We start from the raw sequence: 16,827 nt of genomic DNA, 5'->3' as shown, positions 1-16,827 counted from the left end.
CAAACGGCGAGCCGGCACCATGGAGAAGGTCATGTCCTCAACGATGATTGCAGCGGTAGTGGGGCTTGGCATCCTCTTGGTCATTATGATCGCCTTCGTCAATCAGAAGCTCGAAGCGGGTCGCCTGGAAAAGCAGCGGCTGGTCGCCGACCTCACCGACCGCATCAAGCGTTGCAGTCAACTGGCTGCCAGCCTGCCGGGTCAATTCATGACGCCGGCACTCAAACAACTGTTCAATCGCATCGAGCTGGGCCTGACTATTAGGCTTGCTGCCCTGCAGTCGCCTTCAGCTACCCTGACCGCTCGCAAGACGGAACTGGAAGAGACGCTGGCCAAAGGTGACGCCATCGAATCGAGCAATGCCCCACGCCCCGTCCATACCGAAGCTCGGGTAAAGGAAGTCCGCGGCTATCTGGAGATGCTGCATGCCCTGGTGGCCCACGCCAGCCAGATCGGCATCATCGATGGCCAGGAGGCGCAGCGTTGGGTGGCGGAAATGCGCTTCATGCTGACCACCAGCTACGTGGAGTTCTTCCGCTTTCAGGCCGAACAGCAGACCAAGAACGAACACTTCATCCAGGCTCGCCAAGCGTACGAGCGGGCCATCATGCAGATCCGCAAGCAACAGCAACCCGAGCGCTATACCGAACTGCTAACCCAGCTGGAAGAGCAGATCGCCGAGGTGAAACGTAAGCAGAATGAATTGGCCGAGCAGGCCAGCAGCAGTGCCAATGAGCTATCGGACAGCGTCGAGACACTCAAGGACGACAGCTGGCGGAAGAAGAACGACTACGAATGAGGGCTTCCCTGCCCTCCTCTGCCGTCAGCAGTCGGTAGCCGCCAGAAAGGCCGCTACCAGCCTCTCGATGCCGGCCTGATCCGCCGCGCTGAAGCGCGCTGGATTCGGGCTGTCGAGATCCAGTACGCCGATCAGGCGACCGTCCTTGAGCAGGGGCACCACCAGCTCGCTGCGCGACGCGGCATCACAGGCGATGTGCCCGGGGAAGGCATGTACGTCTTCGACGCGCTGCGTCCGCCGTTCGCTGGCCGCCGCCCCGCAAACCCCCTTGCTGAACGGGATACGCATGCAGGCCACCTTGCCTTGGAAGGGGCCGAGCAAGAGCTGGTCCTGTCCGTCGACGAAATAGAAGCCAGCCCAGTTGAGGTCTGGCACCTCCTGGTAGATGAAGGCCGACAGCTGGGCAGCATTGGCCACCAGGTTGCGCTCGCCAGCCAGCAAGGCTTCGACCTGCGCGGCCAACATGGCATAGCCTTCGAGCCCAGCGCCTACACCCGAGAGTTCTACCGTCATGCTTGCTCCAACAGCTTGAGCCCGACCCACTGCCGGGCAAATTGATAGGCGCAACGGCCATTGCGATTGCCGCGACCCGAGGCCCAGCGAATGGCTTCGCGATCGGCCTCCTCGGACCACTCCAGGGTCAGTCCGGACTTGCCGGCCAGGGTCGTGCACCAGTGCCGAACCACGGAAAGGTAGTGATCCTGGGTGAAGGGATAGAAGGACAACCACAGGCCGAAGCGATCCGACAAGGCGATCTTGTCCTCGGCGGCTTCGCTCGGGTGCAGTTCACCATCGACATGCTCCCAGTTGTCGTTGTCGCTCTGCCGCTCGGCCACCAGATGCCGCCGGTTGGACGTCGCATAGAGCACCAGGTTGTCCGGCGCCTGTTCGAGCGAGCCGTCGAGCACGCTCTTGAGCACTCGGTAGTCGTCGCTACCGGCATCGAAGGACAGGTCATCGCAGAACAGCACGAAGCGCTGCTCTTGGCCGGCGATCTGCTCCACCACGCGCGGCAGATCGGCGAGATCGTCGCGCTCGATCTCGATCAGCCGTAGGCCTTGAGCGGCGTACTCGGCCAGCAGCGCGCGAATCAGCGATGATTTGCCCGTCCCGCGGGCGCCCCACAGCAATGTGTGATTCGCCGGCAGTCCAGCCACGAATTGGCGAGTATTGCGGGCCAGTTGCTCACGCTGCCGATCGATACCGAGGAGGTCGGACAGACGCAGCTCGAGATTGACGTCGAGTGGCTGGAGATAGCCGCCATGCCCCTCGCGACGCCAGCGCGCCGCATAGCAGTGTTGCCAATCCAGCGGTTCACGTCGGTGCGGCAACAGCGGCTCGAGCCGCTCGAGCACCTGCCTTGCGTGCAGGAGAAACTCTTCTAGGGAAGAACTCACGGGAATCATCCTTACGACAATCAGAAATAGCAGGCAGGTATCACCCCGCCCGCCCGATATTGTATGACTTTAAAACCCTTGGAAACACGATTTCGAAGCCTAGCGCCCCAGGGCACGCTGCAGGTGTTTTTCCAGTTGCAACGGCTTGGTGACGGGTGCGAAACGCCATACCCGATTCTGCTCTGGACTAACCAGGAACTTGGTGAAATTCCAGCGGATGGCCGTACCCAGCAAGCCAGGCGCCGCCCGTTTCAAGGCAGTGAACAAAGGATGGGCCTCGTCACCGTTGACGTCGATCTTGGCCATCACCGGAAAGCTGACATTGAAGCGGGTGAGGCAGAAGGTCTGGATCTGCGCGTCGCCTTCCGGCTCCTGGTTACCGAACTGGTTGCAGGGAAAGACAATCACCCGCAGTCCATCGGCGCGGTAACGCTGCTGCAACTCCTCGAGTCCGGCGTACTGCTGGGTGAAACCGCACCGACTCGCGGTATTGACCACCAGGTAGGCCCGGGCGGGCCAGTCCGCCAGGCAGGCCGACTGACCATCCGCCATCTTGAAAGGTACATGCAGGATCTCTGAAGTCACGCCGACTCCCTGGGCTGCAGGTGGAGCGCTACGGAATTGATGCAGTAACGCAGTCCGGTCGGCGGTGGCCCATCGGGGAAGACGTGCCCCAGATGCGCATCGCAACGCGCGCACAACACCTCGATCCGGTGCATGCCGTGGCTGAAGTCTTCCTTCTCGGTCACCGCCTCTGCAGTGATGGGCGCGTAATAGCTGGGCCAGCCACAGCCGGAGTCGAACTTGGTGCTGGAGTCGAACAACGCCAGCTCGCAGCAGGCGCAGTGGTAGACGCCGGGCGTCTTGGTGTTGCAGTAGGCACCGGTATAGGGTCTTTCGGTCGCGGCCAGTCGACAGACGCGAAACTGATCGTCGGTCAGGCGCTCGCGCCAATCGTCCGGGCTACGCTGTACTTTTTCCATGATGACCTCTCTGGATGCCGGCGCATCTTTTGTAACAGCCGATGCAGCCGTATGATTCCCGCTCAGTCTGGCATCCACCCCCAGAAGCTGCCAAGCGCCGGTCGGCGTCCGTCATCACCGAGTCTTTCTCGCCCTTTCAGGATTCAGTCCACCATGCAGGTCTCCAAGTCGAACAAGCTCGCCAATGTCTGCTATGACATTCGCGGCCCGGTCCTCAAGCATGCCAAGCGCCTCGAAGAGGAAGGCCACCGCATCCTGAAGCTCAACATCGGCAACCCGGCACCTTTCGGCTTCGAAGCCCCCGAGGAGATCCTGCAGGACGTCATCCGTAACCTGCCGACGGCACAGGGTTACAGCGACTCCAAAGGCCTGTTCAGCGCGCGCAAGGCGGTCATGCAGTACTGCCAGCAGAAGCGCATCGAAGGTGTCGGCATCGAAGACATCTATCTCGGCAATGGGGTTTCCGAGCTGATCGTCATGGCGATGCAGGCACTGCTCAACAACAACGACGAGGTGCTGATCCCGGCGCCCGACTATCCGTTATGGACCGCCGCGGTCAGCCTGGCCGGCGGCAAGCCGGTGCACTACCTGTGTGACGAACAGGCCGGTTGGTTCCCGGACCTGGCCGACATGGAAGCCAAGATCACCAGCAACACCAAGGCGCTGGTCCTGATCAACCCCAACAACCCCACCGGGGCGGTCTATTCCAAGGAGGTCCTGGAAGGGATCGTCGAACTGGCGCGGCGCCATAACTTGGTGCTGTTCTCGGACGAGATCTACGACAAGATCCTCTACGATGAAGCCGTGCACATCTCCACCGCCTCCCTGGCGCCGGACGTGCTCTGCCTGACGTTCAACGGCCTGTCCAAGTCCTATCGCGTCGCCGGCTTCCGCTCCGGCTGGTTGATCGTCTCGGGACCCAAGCACCGCGCGCATAGCTACATCGAAGGCCTGGATATCCTCGCCAACATGCGCCTGTGCGCCAACGTGCCCAGCCAGCATGCGATCCAGACCGCCCTGGGCGGCTACCAGAGCATCAACGACCTGGTCCTGCCCAATGGCCGTCTGCTGGAACAACGCAACCGCGCCTGGAAGCTGCTCAACGACATCCCGGGCGTCAGCTGCGTCAAGCCGATGGGCGCGCTCTATGCCTTCCCCCGGATCGACCCCAAGGTCTGCCCCATCCATAACGACGAGAAATTCGCCCTCGACCTGCTACTGTCGGAAAAGCTACTCATCGTCCAGGGCACCGCCTTCAACTGGCCCTGGACCGACCACTTCCGCGTAGTCACCCTGCCCCGCGTCGATGACCTGGAACAGGCCATCGGTCGCATCGGCAACTTCCTCGGTGGCTATTCCCAGTAGCAAGCAAAGCATTTCCGCGTCTTTCACCGATTGCCGCCCGCCAGGGCGTCAATCGGCACTGGCGCTCGCTCCTTGACCAGACAACGGCCGCCTACTCAGCAGACGACACAGTTTGCAATAGAGGAAACGTTGAATGGATCGGGGCCGAACCTTATATAGCCGGCAGATAAACCTGTGAGGAGCTGTACCCCACCATGATGCGCATTCTGTTGTTTCTGGCTACCAACCTGGCGGTGCTGATCGTTGCCAGCATCACCTTGAAGGTGCTCGGCGTGGATCGCTACACCGGTCAGAACTATGGCAGTCTGCTGGTGTTCTGTGCCGTGTTCGGCTTCGCCGGTTCGCTGGTCTCGCTGTTCATCTCCAAGTGGATGGCGAAGATGAGCACCCGGACCGAAGTCATCAGCCAGCCGCGCACCCGCCATGAGCAGTGGCTGCTGCAGACCGTCGAGGAGCTGTCGCGCGAAGCCGGCATCAAGACGCCGGAAGTTGGTATCTTCCCGGCCTACGAGGCCAACGCCTTCGCCACCGGCTGGAATCGCAACGACGCCCTCGTCGCGGTGAGCCAGGGTCTGCTGGAGCGCTTCTCGCCTGACGAAGTACGGGCAGTGCTGGCCCACGAGATCGGTCACGTCGCCAACGGCGACATGGTGACCCTGGCGCTGATCCAGGGCGTGGTGAACACCTTCGTGATGTTCTTCGCGCGGATCTTCGGCAACTTCGTCGACAAGGCCATCTTCAAGAACGAAGAAGGCCATGGCATCGCCTACTTCGTGACCACCATCGTCGCCGAGCTGGTGCTGGGTATCCTGGCCAGCATCATCGTCATGTGGTTCTCCCGGAAGCGTGAATTCCGCGCCGACGAAGCCGGTGCGCGCCTGGCCGGGCCCAACGCCATGATCGGCGCCCTGCAGCGCCTGCGTGCCGAGCAAGGCATCCCGGTGCAGATGCCCGATACCCTGAACGCCTTCGGTATCAATGGCTCGCTGAAGAACGGCCTGGCCGGCCTGCTGATGAGCCACCCGCCGCTGGAAGAGCGTATCGAGGCCTTGCGCCATTACGGCCAGCGCTAAGCGCTAGCTGCGCAAAACAACCCCGGCTTCGGCCGGGGTTTTTTATGAGCGCGTCAAGGACCGTATGGCCTCTCCCAGTCCCTCGCCAGTCAGCGGAAACATCCGTTGCACCATGAGTTCACGCAGCAGCTGGATCGAGGTACTGCTGGCCCAGCCTTCCTGCGGATAGGGATTGAGCCAGACCGCTCGTGGAAAATGCTGGCACAGGCGCTGGATCCAGACCGCGCCCGGCTCTTCGTTCCAATGCTCGACGCTGCCACCCGGATGGGTGATCTCATAGGGGCCCATGCTGGCATCGCCGACGATCACCAATCGATAGTCGGCGTTGTAACGTCGCAGCAGTTCCTCGGTCGCCAGGCTGTCGTCATGGCGCCGGGCATTGTCCCGCCATACCCGCTCATAAACGCAGTTGTGGAAGTAGTAGTACTCCAGATGCCGGAACTCGAGCCGGCAGGCACTGAACAGCTCACTGCAGAGCCGTACGTGCAGATCCATGGAGCCGCCAATGTCGAGCAGCAGCAGCACCTTGGTCGCGTTGTGCCGCTCCGGACGATAGCGGACGTCCAGCAATCCGCCCTCGCGCGCCGTGGCCCCCACCGTACCCTCCAGATCGAACTCCGCTGCCGCCCCCTGGCGGGCGAAGCGCCGCAAACGGCGCAAAGCCAGTTGCAGATTGCGCCGGTCGAGGGGCGCGCGGTCGTCCAGGTTGCGATAGTCCCGCTGCTCCCACACCTTGGCCGCTCGCCCCTGCCGCGTGCCCGCCTCGCCGATGCGGACGCCGAAAGGATTGTAGCCGCCGCTACCGAAGGGGCTGGTACCACCGGTGCCGACCCACTTGTTGCCCGCGGCATGCCGCTCGCGCTGCTCGGCGAGTCGCTGTTGGAGGGCGTCGAGCAATTCATTCAGGCCGCCCAGGGCCTGCAGCCGCTGGCGCTCCTCCTCGGACAGCAGCCGCTGCAGCTCCAGCCTGAGCCACTCATCCGGTACCGCGGTCGCCGCCGCCGGCCGCTCGACCCTGGCCATCTCTCCGGCGTAGACCAGATCGAAGCGATCGAAGAAGCGTTCGTCCTTGACCAACAGGGCACGGGCCAGCAGATAGAAGGACTCGGGCTCGGCAACGGCGAGACCGGCATCCAGCGCGGCGTGCAGATCCAGCAGCTCGCCGATGGACACCGGGATGCCGGCACCCCTCAAGCGGGTGAAGAAGTCGAGGAACATACCCGTCCTCAGCTCCGACGGCGGCGCATGAAGGCCTGGCGTTCGAGCAGTTGCAGATCCTGCTCGTTCTTCAGCAGGGCACCGGCCAGCGGAGGGAGACTGCCTTCCCCGTGCAGCGCTCGCTGCGCGGCTTCGTCACCCAGCAGCAGGGCCAGCCAGTCCACCAGCTCCGAGGTGGAGGGCTTCTTCTTCAGCCCCGGCACACTGCGCAGGTCGTAGAAGAGGTCGAGCGCTTCCTTGACCAGGCGCCCCTGAAGTTCGGGGTAATGCACCTGCACGATGCGCTCCAGCGTCTCCCGTTCCGGGAAGCGGATGAAGTGGAAGAAGCAGCGGCGCAAGAAGGCATCCGGGAGTTCCTTCTCGTTGTTCGAGGTGATGATGATGACCGGCCGCCGCTGGGCGCGAATGGTCTCGCCCGTCTCGTAGACATGGAATTCCATGCGATCCAGCTCGAGCAGCAGGTCGTTGGGAAACTCGATGTCGGCCTTGTCGATCTCGTCGATTAGTAGAACTACCGGGTCCTCGGCGGAGAAGGCATCCCATAGCTTGCCCGGCTTGATGTAGTGCGCCACCTCCTGCACCCGGGGATCGCCCAATTGGGAGTCCCGCAGGCGGCTGACCGCATCGTACTCGTAGAGCCCCTGCTGGGCCTTGGTGGTGGACTTGACGTGCCAGGTGATGAGCCGTGCCCCCAGGCTCTGGGCCACCTGCTCGGCCAAGAGGGTCTTACCGGTGCCCGGCTCTCCCTTCACCAGTAGCGGCCGCCCCAACTGGATAGCGGCGTTCACTGCCAGACTGAGCTCGGCGGTAGCCACGTAACGGTCGGTACCCTGAAATGCCATCGTCGATCCTCGTCATCGCTTTCGCCTGACGATAGCACGCCACGCCTGGGCTGGACGCCACCAGACGCAAGGCCTAGGCTGCGAGTTTTCCGCGCCGCACAGGATCCGCCATGAGCCGCATCTTCGCTGACAATGCCCAGTCCATCGGCAATACACCGCTGGTCTATATCAATCGCCTCGGCCCCAAGGGGGTCACCCTGCTCGCCAAGATCGAGGGGCGTAACCCGGGCTATTCGGTCAAATGCCGCATCGGTGCCAATCTGATCTGGGATGCGGAGGCCAAGGGCCTGCTCAAACCCGGCATGAGCCTGGTCGAGCCCACCTCGGGCAACACCGGTATCGGCCTGGCCTATGTCGCCGCCGCCCGCGGCTACCGCCTGGTGCTGACCATGCCCGCCTCCATGAGCCTGGAACGCCGCAAGGTGTTGAAGGCGCTGGGTGCCGAGCTGGTCCTCACCGAACCAGCCAAGGGCATGAAGGGCGCCATCGACAAGGCCCGCGAGATCGCCGAGAGCGAGCCGGGCCGCTATTTCATGCCGCAGCAGTTCGACAATCCGGCCAACCCGGCCATCCACGAGAAAACCACCGGCCCGGAAATCTGGAACGACACCGACGGCGCCATCGATGTCTTGGTGGCGGGTGTCGGTACCGGCGGCACCCTTACCGGCATCTCGCGCTTCATCAAGAACACCAAGGGCAAGCCTATCCTGTCGGTGGCGGTCGAACCGGAAACCTCGCCGGTGATCACCCAGACCCTCGCCGGCGAAGAGGTGAAACCCAGTCCGCACAAGATCCAGGGCATAGGCGCGGGTTTCGTCCCAGGTAACCTGGACCTCGGCATGGTCGACCGCGTGGAACAGGTCAGCGATGACCAGGCCAAGCTGATGGCCCAGCGCCTGATGCGCGAAGAGGGCATCCTTTGCGGTATTTCCTGTGGTGCCGCCATGGCCGCCGCGGTACGCCTGGCCGAGGCACCGGAGATGCAGGGCAAGACCATCGTGGTGATCCTGCCGGATTCCGGCGAGCGTTACCTGTCGACGATGCTGTTCGACGGCCTCTTCGACGAGCAGGAACTCGTCCAATAGGGCGTGCAAGGCGCCGGTTGGGGCTATAGCCGCCAATCGGCGCACCGGCTACCATCACCCTCGGTTGTCCAGAATTTTCAACGGAGGGAACAAGATGTCGAACACCGTCTACCCGGCGTCCTACTACGCTGCCAGTGCCCATCTGGGGCCGGAGCGCCCTTCCCTCCAAGGCAGCCACAGTACCGACATCTGCGTCATCGGCGGTGGCTACACCGGCCTGTCCACCGCCCTGCACCTGCGGGAAAAAGGCTATGACGTCATCCTGCTCGAAGCCCAGCGCATCGGCTTCGGCGCCTCGGGTCGTAACGGCGGCCAGATCGTCAACAGTTACAGCCGCGACCTGGATGTCGTGGAAAAGAGCGTGGATGCCTCCGCCGCCCAATTGCTCGGCCGCATGGCCTTCGAAGGGGGCGCCATCATCCGTGAGCGGGTCCAACGCTACGGGATCGACTGCGACCTCAAGGACGGCGGCATCTTCGCTGCCCTGAACGAGCGACAAATGGGGCATCTGGAAGCCCAGCAGCGACTCTGGCAGCGCTATGGCTACGATAGATTGCAACTGCTGGACCGTAGCGCCATCCAGAATTGCGTCGCGTCGGAGCGCTACGTCGGCGGCATGCTGGACCTGGGCGGCGGTCATCTGCATCCGCTCAATCTGGCGCTCGGCGAAGCCAAGGCCTTCGAATCGCTGGGCGGCATCATCCATGAGCGCTCACCCGCCATCCGCATCGAGCATGGCGCCCAACCCATCGTGCACACGCCCCAAGGTCGCGTCACGGCGCGTTTCGTGGTGGTGGCGGGCAATGCCTACCTGGGTAATCTCATCCCCGAATTGGCGGCCAAGTCCATGCCCTGCGGCACCCAGGTGCTGGCGACCGAGCCCTTGACCGAAGAGCAGGCGCAGAGCCTGCTGCCCCAGGATTACTGCGTCGAAGACTGCAATTACCTGCTCGACTACTTCCGCCTCTCCGCCGACCGTCGACTCATCTATGGCGGCGGCGTGGTCTATGGTGCGCGCGATCCAGCCAACATCGAACGGCTGGTGATGCCCAAGCTGGAAAAGACCTTCCCGCAGCTCAAGGGTATCCGCGCCGAATACGCCTGGACGGGCAATTTCCTGCTCACCCTCTCGCGCCTACCGCAGATGGGTCGCCTGGGCGACAACGTCTACTACTCCCAAGGCTGCAGCGGTCACGGCGTGACCTTCACCCATGTAGCTGGCAAAGCCCTGGCCGAAGCCATCGCCGGCCAAGCCGAGCGCTTCGATGCCTTCGCTCAGTTGCCGCACTATCCCTTCCCCGGCGGGCACCTGTTGCGGGTACCCTTCTCCGCCCTGGGCGCCTGGTACTACAGTCTCAGGGATCGTTTGGCGATCTAGGCTTTACCCGAACAGGCCTGAGCTCAACGACGTGGCAAAAACCTAAAACTCAGCACAAGAAAAAGCCCGGTTTCCCGGGCTTTTTTCATATCAGAGATTCTTGATCTCGGCTTTGGCCTCCAGGGCCCGGCGATAGGCCGCGAAATCGACCTGACCGGCTCGCGACGCCAGGTAACGGCGGTACAGCGCCTTGTTCTCGGCGCTCAAGGCTTCCTTGGGTACCCCAACGCCTTGCAGACGCAGCAGGACGAAATCGCCGTTCTGCAGGCTAACGCCAGCGTAGGACGGTTGCTTGTCGCTTTCCGGCTTGGCCATACGGAAGACGGCCTGCAGCACCTGAGGATCGACGCCCTCTTGATTGCGGGTCGCGGCCTCGACGGTGCGCCAGTCGCCAGCGGTGACCTTGCCGCCGTCGCGCAGTGCCTTGAGCTGCTCTTCACCGGTGCTCTTGGCCAGAGCCGCGGCCTTTTCCTGCGCCAGGCGGGTCACGATCTCGGCCTTGACCTGATCCAGGGGCTGCAACTGCGGCGCACGGTGCTCCTTGTCACGTAGCACCACTATGGTGTCCGGATCGAGTTGCAGCGCGGCGCTATTGGCACCGTTTTGCATGACGTCTTCACTGAAAGCGGCCTCGATCACCTGGCGGTTGGCGGTGATACCTTCGCCGCCCTCGCGACCGAAGGGCTTGCTGGTCTGCACCTGCAGCCCCAATTCCTGGGCCGGCTGACCCAGGTCGGAAGCCTCGTAGGCATCGCTTTCCAGCTTGCGCCCTGCCTCGACGAACAACCGATCGGCGTCTTCGGCCTTGAGTTGTTGCTCCAGACGCGGCCGCACGCTGGCCAGGGTGGGTATTTCCGGCGCCTGGATGCCCTTCAGCTTGATCAGGTGCCAGCCGAAGCTGGTACGCACCGGTGCCGAAACCTGCTGCGGCTTCAAGGCGTACAGCGCCTCTTCGAAGGCGGGATCATAGACACCGCGACCGGCATAGCCGAGGTCACCACCGTTGGCAGCGGAACCCGGATCCTGGGAGAACTCCTTGGCGAGCTTGGCGAAGTCCTCGCCCTTGTTCAGGCGCTCCTGGATCTGTTGGATCTTGGCCTTGGCCTGCTCATCGGTCTGCTTGTCGTTGACCTCGATGAGGATATGCGCCGCGTCGCGCTGTTCCGACAGATTGGCGATCTCGGACTTGTAGGCGGCCTGCAGGCGGCTCTCGTCGACCTTGGCCTTGGCCAGGAAGGCGCTCTTCTTCAGCTCGACGTACTCGATGACCACCTGCTCAGGCGTCATGAACTCGTTCTTGTGGCTGTCGTAATAGGCCTGGATTTCTGCCTGGGTCGGCACGATACCGGCGGGCGAGGCCTTGACGGTACGCATGGCGAAGTCACGGGTCTGACGCTCCAGGTTGGCGAAGGCCTCGATGTCCGCGTCGGTGACGAAGTTGCTGCCGACGATCCCGGCGCGCAGCTGGCCGATGAGCATCTCATCACGCAGCAGGTCACGGAATTGCAGCCGGGTATAGTTCATCTGGCGAACGGCCTGATCGAAGCGCTGCGGATCGAACCGCCCTTCGGTCTGGAATTCGGGCGTGTTGAGGATCAACTGGTCCAGCGCCTGATCGGAGAAGGCGAAATGATCGGCCTTGGCGGCTTGCAAGAGCAGCTGCTTGTCGATGAGGGCCTTGAGCGCCGATTCGCGCAGCAGGCGGTCATCCAGGGTGGACGGATCGAAATTCTGTCCCAGCTGTTGCTGCAGCTGGCGGCGCTGCATTTCCATCGCCTGGTTGAGGTCCGTCTGCTTGATCTCGTCCCCGTTGACCAGCGCCACGGCGCCCTGGTGGCCCGTTGCGCGGATGATCGCCTCGAAACCGGTGAGTGCCATCAGCAGGATGATGAATCCGATGATGACCTTGGCAATCCATCCCTGAGAACGGTCCCTGATGTTTTGTAGCATGTGCCCCCCACGAGCTGTGGCCAGACCGGCCATGGCGAAATCGTCGAATACCAAATAGCGAAAAGGCGCATCTCGAGATGCGCCTTTTCGTCGATCAAGGACCTTGCATCCAGCAGGAAGGTGGCGCGCCAGCATGCCTGCCTGGCGACCCACCCATCAGGCTAGGGACGCCATCAGTGGGTACTGATGCGCTCCTTGCCTTCCTGATCCCGCTTCTCGTCCTTGTTGACGAGCTCCGGACCATCGTCCGGAAGCGGCTCCGGCGTGTATTGCAGCGCAACCTCCAAGACCTCGTCAATCCATTTGACCGGCTTGATCTGCAAGTCGGCCTTGATGTTGTCCGGAATGTCCCGCAGATCGCGGACGTTTTCCTCGGGGATGATCACGGTGCGGATGCCACCCCGGTGAGCCGCGAGCAGTTTTTCCTTGAGGCCGCCAATGGCCAGCACCTGACCACGCAGGGTGATCTCACCGGTCATGGCCACGTCGGCACGCACCGGAATGCGCGTGGCGGCGGAGACCAGCGCCGTACACATGCCGATACCAGCACTTGGGCCATCCTTGGGCGTAGCGCCCTCGGGAACGTGGATGTGGATGTCGTGCTTCTCGTGGAAGTCCTTCGGAATCCCCAGGCTGCGACCGCGGCTACGCACCACGGTCAGGGCCGCGGTGATGGACTCGGCCATGACATCGCCCAGGGAGCCGGTCTTGATCATCTGGCCCTTGCCGGGCACGACCACGGATTCGATGGTCAGCAATTCGCCGCCCACCTGGGTCCAGGCCAGGCCGGTGACCTGACCGATCTGGTCTTGCTGCTCGGCCAGGCCGTAGCGGAATTTACGTACGCCCAGCCAGTGCTCCAGGGTGTCCACGCTGACGCTGGCGGTACGCGCCTTGCTCAGCGCATGCTCCTTGACAACCTTGCGGCAGACCTTGGCCACCTGGCGCTCAAGGCTCCGGACACCCGCTTCCCGGGTGTAATAACGGATGACGTCGCGTAGCGCGGCTTCGTCGAATTCGACCTCGCCCTTCTTCAGACCATTGGCCTTGACCTGCTTGGGAATCAGGTAACGCGTGGCGATGTTGACCTTCTCGTCTTCCGTATAGCCAGGCAGGCGGATGACTTCCATACGATCCAGCAGCGGCGCCGGAATGTTCATGGAGTTGGCGGTGCAGACGAACATCACATCGGAGAGGTCGTAATCCACCTCGAGGTAATGATCGTTGAAGGTATGGTTCTGCTCCGGATCGAGCACCTCAAGCAGCGCGGAAGCAGGATCGCCGCGCATGTCGTTGCCCATCTTGTCGATTTCATCGAGCAGGAACAGCGGATTGCGCACCCCGACCTTGGTCATCTTCTGGATCAGCCGGCCCGGCATGGAGCCGATGTAGGTCCGCCGGTGACCGCGGATCTCGGCTTCGTCACGCACGCCACCCAGGGCCATGCGCACGAACTTGCGGCCGGTGGAGCGAGCGATGGACTCGGCCAGGGAGGTCTTGCCCACCCCGGGCGGGCCGACCAGGCACAGCACGGGCCCGCGAACCTTCTTCACGCGCTTCTGTACGGCGAGGTATTCGAGGATGCGTTCTTTCACCTCTTCGAGACCGTAGTGGTCCTTGTCCAGGACCTCCTCGGCACGGCCCAGATCCAAACGCACCTTGCTCTCGGCTTGCCACGGCACATTCACCAGCCAGTCGATATAGGAGCGCACCACGGTGGCCTCGGCCGACATCGGCGACATCTGCTTGAGCTTGTTCAGCTCGGCATTGGCCTTGGTCAGGGCATCCTTGGGTAGCCCAGCGGCCTCGATGCGACGCTTGAGGTCGTCGACCTCGTTGTGCCCTTCGTCGATGTCACCCAGTTCTTTCTGGATGGCCTTCATCTGCTCGTTGAGGTAGTACTCGCGCTGGCTGCGCTCCATCTGCTTCTTGACGCGGCCACGGATACGCTTCTCCACCTGTAGCAGGTCGATTTCCGCATCCAGCAGCGCCAGGACGTGCTCGACACGCGCGCCGAGCTCGGTGATCTCGAGGATTTCCTGCTTTTGCTCGATCTTCAGTGCCATGTGGGCGGCCATGGTATCGACCAGGCGGCTGGGATCTTCGATGCTGTTCAGCGAGGATAGGACCTCGGCCGGCACCTTCTTGCCCAGCTGTACGTACTGTTCGAACTGGCTCATCAGGCTACGCGAGAAGACTTCGGATTCACGATCCGGTGCCTCGCTGTCGTCGATCAGGGTGACCAGGGCACGGGCGTAGGCCTGGTTCTCCACGAAGGAGTCGATGCGACCGCGCTGCTCGCCCTCGACCAGCACCTTGACGGTGCCATCGGGCAGCTTCAGCAATTGGAGAACGGTAGCGACCGTACCCATGTGATACATGTCATCCGCAGCGGGATCGTCATCGCCGGGATTCTTCTGGGCGACCAGCAGGATCTGCTTGTCGCCGGCCATGGCGGCTTCCAGAGCCTCGACGGACTTTTCCCTTCCGACGAACAGCGGGATGACCATGTGGGGATAGACCACTACGTCACGTAGGGGCAGCAGGGGAAGTTCTATCGTCGTAGTCATGGGGTACGGGTCTCGGCAAATAATCGGCCGCAGATGCGGTTAAGGCCTCGGTTTTCTCTAACATGAGGTTGGCCGCCGCAAAATACAACCGTTGCGGAAATGAAAAAGGGGCCGAAGCCCCTTTTGTCATGCGTCTGGTGCCGCCTTGGCGGGCTCGCTGTTCTCGTAGATGAGTAACGGCTGGGAACTGCCATCGATGACGCTCTCGTCGATGACCACCTTGCTCACGTCCTTCTGCGAAGGAATCTCGTACATCGTCTCGAGCAGGATGCCTTCGAGGATGGATCTCAGGCCACGAGCGCCGGTCTTGCGTTCCAAGGCCTTGCGAGCAACGGCCTTGAGCGCATCGGGACGGAATTCGAGGTCGACGTCTTCCATCTCGAACAGCTTGGCGTACTGCTTGGTCAGGGCGTTCTTCGGCTCGGTGAGGATCTGCATGAGCGCTGGCTCGTCCAGCTCGTCCAGGGTCGCGATGACCGGCAGACGGCCAACGAACTCGGGGATCAGGCCGAATTTCACCAAGTCTTCGGGTTCGGCATCGCGCAGCGATTCACCGATCTTCTTGCCCAGCTCCTGACTGCGTACTTCGGCGTTGAAGCCGATGCCGCCGCCCTTGGTGGAGCGATTCTGGATGACCTTCTCCAGGCCAGCGAAGGCGCCGCCGCAGATGAACAGGATGTTGCGCGTATCAACCTGCAGGAATTCCTGCTGGGGATGCTTGCGACCACCCTGGGGCGGTACCGAAGCCACGGTGCCTTCGATCAGTTTCAACAACGCCTGCTGCACACCCTCACCCGAGACGTCACGGGTAATGGAGGGGTTGTCGGACTTGCGCGAGATCTTGTCGATCTCGTCGATGTAGACGATGCCCATCTGGGCCTTTTCCACATCGTAGTCGCACTTCTGCAACAGCTTCTGAATGATGTTTTCGACGTCCTCACCCACGTAACCGGCTTCGGTCAGGGTGGTGGCATCCGCGATGGTGAAGGGTACGTTGAGCAGACGAGCCAAGGTTTCCGCGAGCAGGGTCTTGCCCGAGCCAGTGGGGCCGATGAGCAGGATGTTGCTCTTGCCCAGCTCGACGTCGTCCTTCTTCTCGCGCTGGTTCAAGCGCTTGTAGTGGTTGTAGACGGCAACCGCGAGGACACGCTTGGCACGCTGCTGACCAATGACATACTGGTCGAGGATGGCGCTGATTTCCTTCGGCGCGGGCAGCTTGTGCGCATTGCTTTCGGCCTGGGCTTCCTGAACTTCCTCACGGATGATGTCATTGCACAGGTCGACGCATTCGTCGCAGATGAAGACGGAGGGTCCAGCGATCAATTTACGTACTTCGTGCTGACTCTTGCCGCAGAAGGAGCAGTAAAGCAGCTTGCCGTTATCGTCGCTATTGCGCGTATCTGTCATTCGATCGATCCAATGGAATGTGCTTACATCAACAAGATGGAGCCAATTGCACGGTTTTTCAAGCCTACCTGCCCAAACGCCAGCGCCTGGGCAGGTGGTCAAGGCGGGGTCAGGCGGGGATGTTGCGCTTCTCGAGGACCTTGTCGATCAGGCCGTAGGCAACGGCTTCGGGGCCACTCATGAAGTTGTCACGGTCGGTATCGCGAGCGATCACGTCCATGGGCTGGCCGGTGTGGTGCGCCAGTACTTTGTTCAGACGCTCGCGGATGGTCAAAATTTCACGGGCGTGAATTTCGATGTCCGAAGCCTGACCCTGGAAGCCGCCCAGCGGCTGGTGAATCATCATCCGCGAATGCGGCAGGCAGAAGCGCTTCTCGGCGGCGCCACCGGCGAGCAGCAGCGCACCCATGCTGCAGGCCTGGCCGATGCAGATGGTGGAGACGTCGGGCTTGATGAACTGCATGGTGTCGTAGATCGACATGCCAGCAGTCACGGAGCCACCCGGGCTGTTGATATAGAGGTGGATGTCCTTGTCAGGATTCTCGGCTTCCAGGAACAGCAACTGGGCGACGACCAGGTTGGCCATGTAGTCCTCGACCTGGCCTACCAGGAAGATGACGCGCTCCTTGAGCAGCCGGGAGTAGATGTCATAGGCGCGCTCGCCCCGGGCGGATTGCTCCACCACCATGGGAACCAGACCGCCAGCGGCTTGAATATCGGGCATGGATTGCATGTAAGAATTGCGGGACATGTCCTGCAC

General features: G+C 62.2%; 15 protein-coding genes. 5 read left to right on the top strand and 10 right to left on the bottom strand.

Annotation, left to right across the window (positions count from 1 at the left end; translation table 11 throughout):
- Positions 1–31 precede the first annotated feature (31 nt).
- Positions 32–799 carry a hypothetical protein gene (locus FAZ11_RS08005; RefSeq protein WP_240043621.1) on the top strand — a complete coding sequence of 256 codons (768 nt, stop codon included), beginning with the start codon at positions 32–34 and terminating at the stop codon, positions 797–799.
- A gap of 24 nt (positions 800–823) precedes the next feature.
- Here the strand turns inward: FAZ11_RS08005 and FAZ11_RS08000 are convergent, their stop codons facing one another.
- From FAZ11_RS08000 to msrB, 4 genes are all read right to left on the bottom strand, one after another.
- Positions 824–1,312 (bottom strand): GAF domain-containing protein, encoded by a 489-nt coding sequence (locus FAZ11_RS08000; RefSeq protein WP_058771788.1) that lies wholly within the window; start codon positions 1,310–1,312, stop codon positions 824–826.
- On the bottom strand, positions 1,309–2,205 hold the full coding sequence (locus tag FAZ11_RS07995) for an ATP-binding protein (protein ID WP_421958168.1): 897 nt from the start codon (positions 2,203–2,205) through the stop codon (positions 1,309–1,311). Before FAZ11_RS07995 ends, FAZ11_RS08000 begins: the two co-directional genes overlap by 4 nt.
- Before the next feature lie 90 nt (positions 2,206–2,295).
- The gene (locus FAZ11_RS07990) at positions 2,296–2,748 is read right to left on the bottom strand and encodes a glutathione peroxidase (RefSeq protein WP_058771821.1); all 453 of its coding nucleotides are present in this window, start codon (positions 2,746–2,748) and stop codon (positions 2,296–2,298) included.
- 29 nt (positions 2,749–2,777) lie between these two features.
- Positions 2,778–3,179 carry a peptide-methionine (R)-S-oxide reductase MsrB gene (msrB, locus tag FAZ11_RS07985; RefSeq protein ID WP_058762841.1) on the bottom strand — a complete coding sequence of 134 codons (402 nt, stop codon included), beginning with the start codon at positions 3,177–3,179 and terminating at the stop codon, positions 2,778–2,780.
- 153 nt (positions 3,180–3,332) lie between these two features.
- Between msrB and FAZ11_RS07980 the strand changes: the two genes are divergently transcribed.
- Together FAZ11_RS07980 and htpX are read left to right on the top strand one after the other, a co-directional pair.
- Positions 3,333–4,544, top strand: a complete 1,212-nt coding sequence (locus FAZ11_RS07980; RefSeq protein ID WP_058771787.1) for a pyridoxal phosphate-dependent aminotransferase — start codon at positions 3,333–3,335, stop codon at positions 4,542–4,544.
- A 194-nt stretch (positions 4,545–4,738) separates the two neighbouring features.
- Positions 4,739–5,617 carry a protease HtpX gene (gene htpX, locus FAZ11_RS07975; protein WP_058762839.1) on the top strand — a complete coding sequence of 293 codons (879 nt, stop codon included), beginning with the start codon at positions 4,739–4,741 and terminating at the stop codon, positions 5,615–5,617.
- Positions 5,618–5,659: 42 nt separating this feature from the next.
- Here htpX and FAZ11_RS07970 read toward each other — a convergent pair whose 3' ends face one another.
- Both FAZ11_RS07970 and FAZ11_RS07965 read right to left on the bottom strand, forming a co-directional pair.
- Positions 5,660–6,835 carry a vWA domain-containing protein gene (locus tag FAZ11_RS07970; protein WP_058771786.1) on the bottom strand — a complete coding sequence of 392 codons (1,176 nt, stop codon included), beginning with the start codon at positions 6,833–6,835 and terminating at the stop codon, positions 5,660–5,662.
- Positions 6,836–6,843: 8 nt separating this feature from the next.
- On the bottom strand, positions 6,844–7,677 hold the full coding sequence (locus FAZ11_RS07965; protein ID WP_058771785.1) for an AAA family ATPase: 834 nt from the start codon (positions 7,675–7,677) through the stop codon (positions 6,844–6,846).
- Between the two features lie 110 nt (positions 7,678–7,787).
- On the opposite strand from FAZ11_RS07965, the gene cysK reads away from it, so the two are divergent.
- Both cysK and FAZ11_RS07955 read left to right on the top strand, forming a co-directional pair.
- The gene (cysK, locus tag FAZ11_RS07960; protein ID WP_058762836.1) at positions 7,788–8,762 is read left to right on the top strand and encodes a cysteine synthase A; all 975 of its coding nucleotides are present in this window, start codon (positions 7,788–7,790) and stop codon (positions 8,760–8,762) included.
- A gap of 94 nt (positions 8,763–8,856) precedes the next feature.
- Complete coding sequence (locus FAZ11_RS07955; protein ID WP_058771784.1) at positions 8,857–10,140, top strand: NAD(P)/FAD-dependent oxidoreductase; 1,284 nt, start codon at positions 8,857–8,859, stop codon at positions 10,138–10,140.
- Positions 10,141–10,230: 90 nt separating this feature from the next.
- Here FAZ11_RS07955 and FAZ11_RS07950 read toward each other — a convergent pair whose 3' ends face one another.
- The 4 genes from FAZ11_RS07950 to clpP form a co-directional block, all read right to left on the bottom strand.
- Positions 10,231–12,090 carry a SurA N-terminal domain-containing protein gene (locus FAZ11_RS07950; protein WP_058767998.1) on the bottom strand — a complete coding sequence of 620 codons (1,860 nt, stop codon included), beginning with the start codon at positions 12,088–12,090 and terminating at the stop codon, positions 10,231–10,233.
- A gap of 173 nt (positions 12,091–12,263) precedes the next feature.
- Entirely contained in the window at positions 12,264–14,660 is a 2,397-nt protein-coding gene (gene lon / locus FAZ11_RS07945; RefSeq protein ID WP_058762834.1) for an endopeptidase La, read from the bottom strand.
- A gap of 126 nt (positions 14,661–14,786) precedes the next feature.
- Positions 14,787–16,067, bottom strand: a complete 1,281-nt coding sequence (gene clpX, locus FAZ11_RS07940; RefSeq protein ID WP_058762833.1) for an ATP-dependent Clp protease ATP-binding subunit ClpX — start codon at positions 16,065–16,067, stop codon at positions 14,787–14,789.
- A gap of 109 nt (positions 16,068–16,176) precedes the next feature.
- On the bottom strand, positions 16,177–16,818 hold the full coding sequence (gene clpP / locus FAZ11_RS07935) for an ATP-dependent Clp endopeptidase proteolytic subunit ClpP (RefSeq protein ID WP_007162222.1): 642 nt from the start codon (positions 16,816–16,818) through the stop codon (positions 16,177–16,179).
- Positions 16,819–16,827 lie beyond the last annotated feature (9 nt).

Source organism: Pseudomonas rhizoryzae, assembly GCF_005250615.1.
Taxonomy (GTDB): domain Bacteria; phylum Pseudomonadota; class Gammaproteobacteria; order Pseudomonadales; family Pseudomonadaceae; genus Chryseomonas; species Chryseomonas rhizoryzae.
Note: the sequence above shows the minus strand (reverse complement) of the source record. Positions and strands in the feature narration are given on the sequence as shown.

Coding starts and splice junctions, on each gene's coding strand:
- clpX (WP_058762833.1), bottom strand. CDS start 16,067: ATGACAGATACGCGCAATAGCGACGATAACGGCAAGCTGCTTTACTGC.
- FAZ11_RS07980 (WP_058771787.1), top strand. CDS start 3,333: ATGCAGGTCTCCAAGTCGAACAAGCTCGCCAATGTCTGCTATGACATT.
- FAZ11_RS07950 (WP_058767998.1), bottom strand. CDS start 12,090: ATGCTACAAAACATCAGGGACCGTTCTCAGGGATGGATTGCCAAGGTC.
- FAZ11_RS07965 (WP_058771785.1), bottom strand. CDS start 7,677: ATGGCATTTCAGGGTACCGACCGTTACGTGGCTACCGCCGAGCTCAGT.
- clpP (WP_007162222.1), bottom strand. CDS start 16,818: ATGTCCCGCAATTCTTACATGCAATCCATGCCCGATATTCAAGCCGCT.
- FAZ11_RS07990 (WP_058771821.1), bottom strand. CDS start 2,748: ATGGCGGATGGTCAGTCGGCCTGCCTGGCGGACTGGCCCGCCCGGGCC.
- FAZ11_RS07955 (WP_058771784.1), top strand. CDS start 8,857: ATGTCGAACACCGTCTACCCGGCGTCCTACTACGCTGCCAGTGCCCAT.
- htpX (WP_058762839.1), top strand. CDS start 4,739: ATGATGCGCATTCTGTTGTTTCTGGCTACCAACCTGGCGGTGCTGATC.
- FAZ11_RS08000 (WP_058771788.1), bottom strand. CDS start 1,312: ATGACGGTAGAACTCTCGGGTGTAGGCGCTGGGCTCGAAGGCTATGCC.
- lon (WP_058762834.1), bottom strand. CDS start 14,660: ATGACTACGACGATAGAACTTCCCCTGCTGCCCCTACGTGACGTAGTG.
- FAZ11_RS08005 (WP_240043621.1), top strand. CDS start 32: ATGTCCTCAACGATGATTGCAGCGGTAGTGGGGCTTGGCATCCTCTTG.
- msrB (WP_058762841.1), bottom strand. CDS start 3,179: ATGGAAAAAGTACAGCGTAGCCCGGACGATTGGCGCGAGCGCCTGACC.
- FAZ11_RS07970 (WP_058771786.1), bottom strand. CDS start 6,835: ATGTTCCTCGACTTCTTCACCCGCTTGAGGGGTGCCGGCATCCCGGTG.
- FAZ11_RS07995 (WP_421958168.1), bottom strand. CDS start 2,205: ATGATTCCCGTGAGTTCTTCCCTAGAAGAGTTTCTCCTGCACGCAAGG.
- cysK (WP_058762836.1), top strand. CDS start 7,788: ATGAGCCGCATCTTCGCTGACAATGCCCAGTCCATCGGCAATACACCG.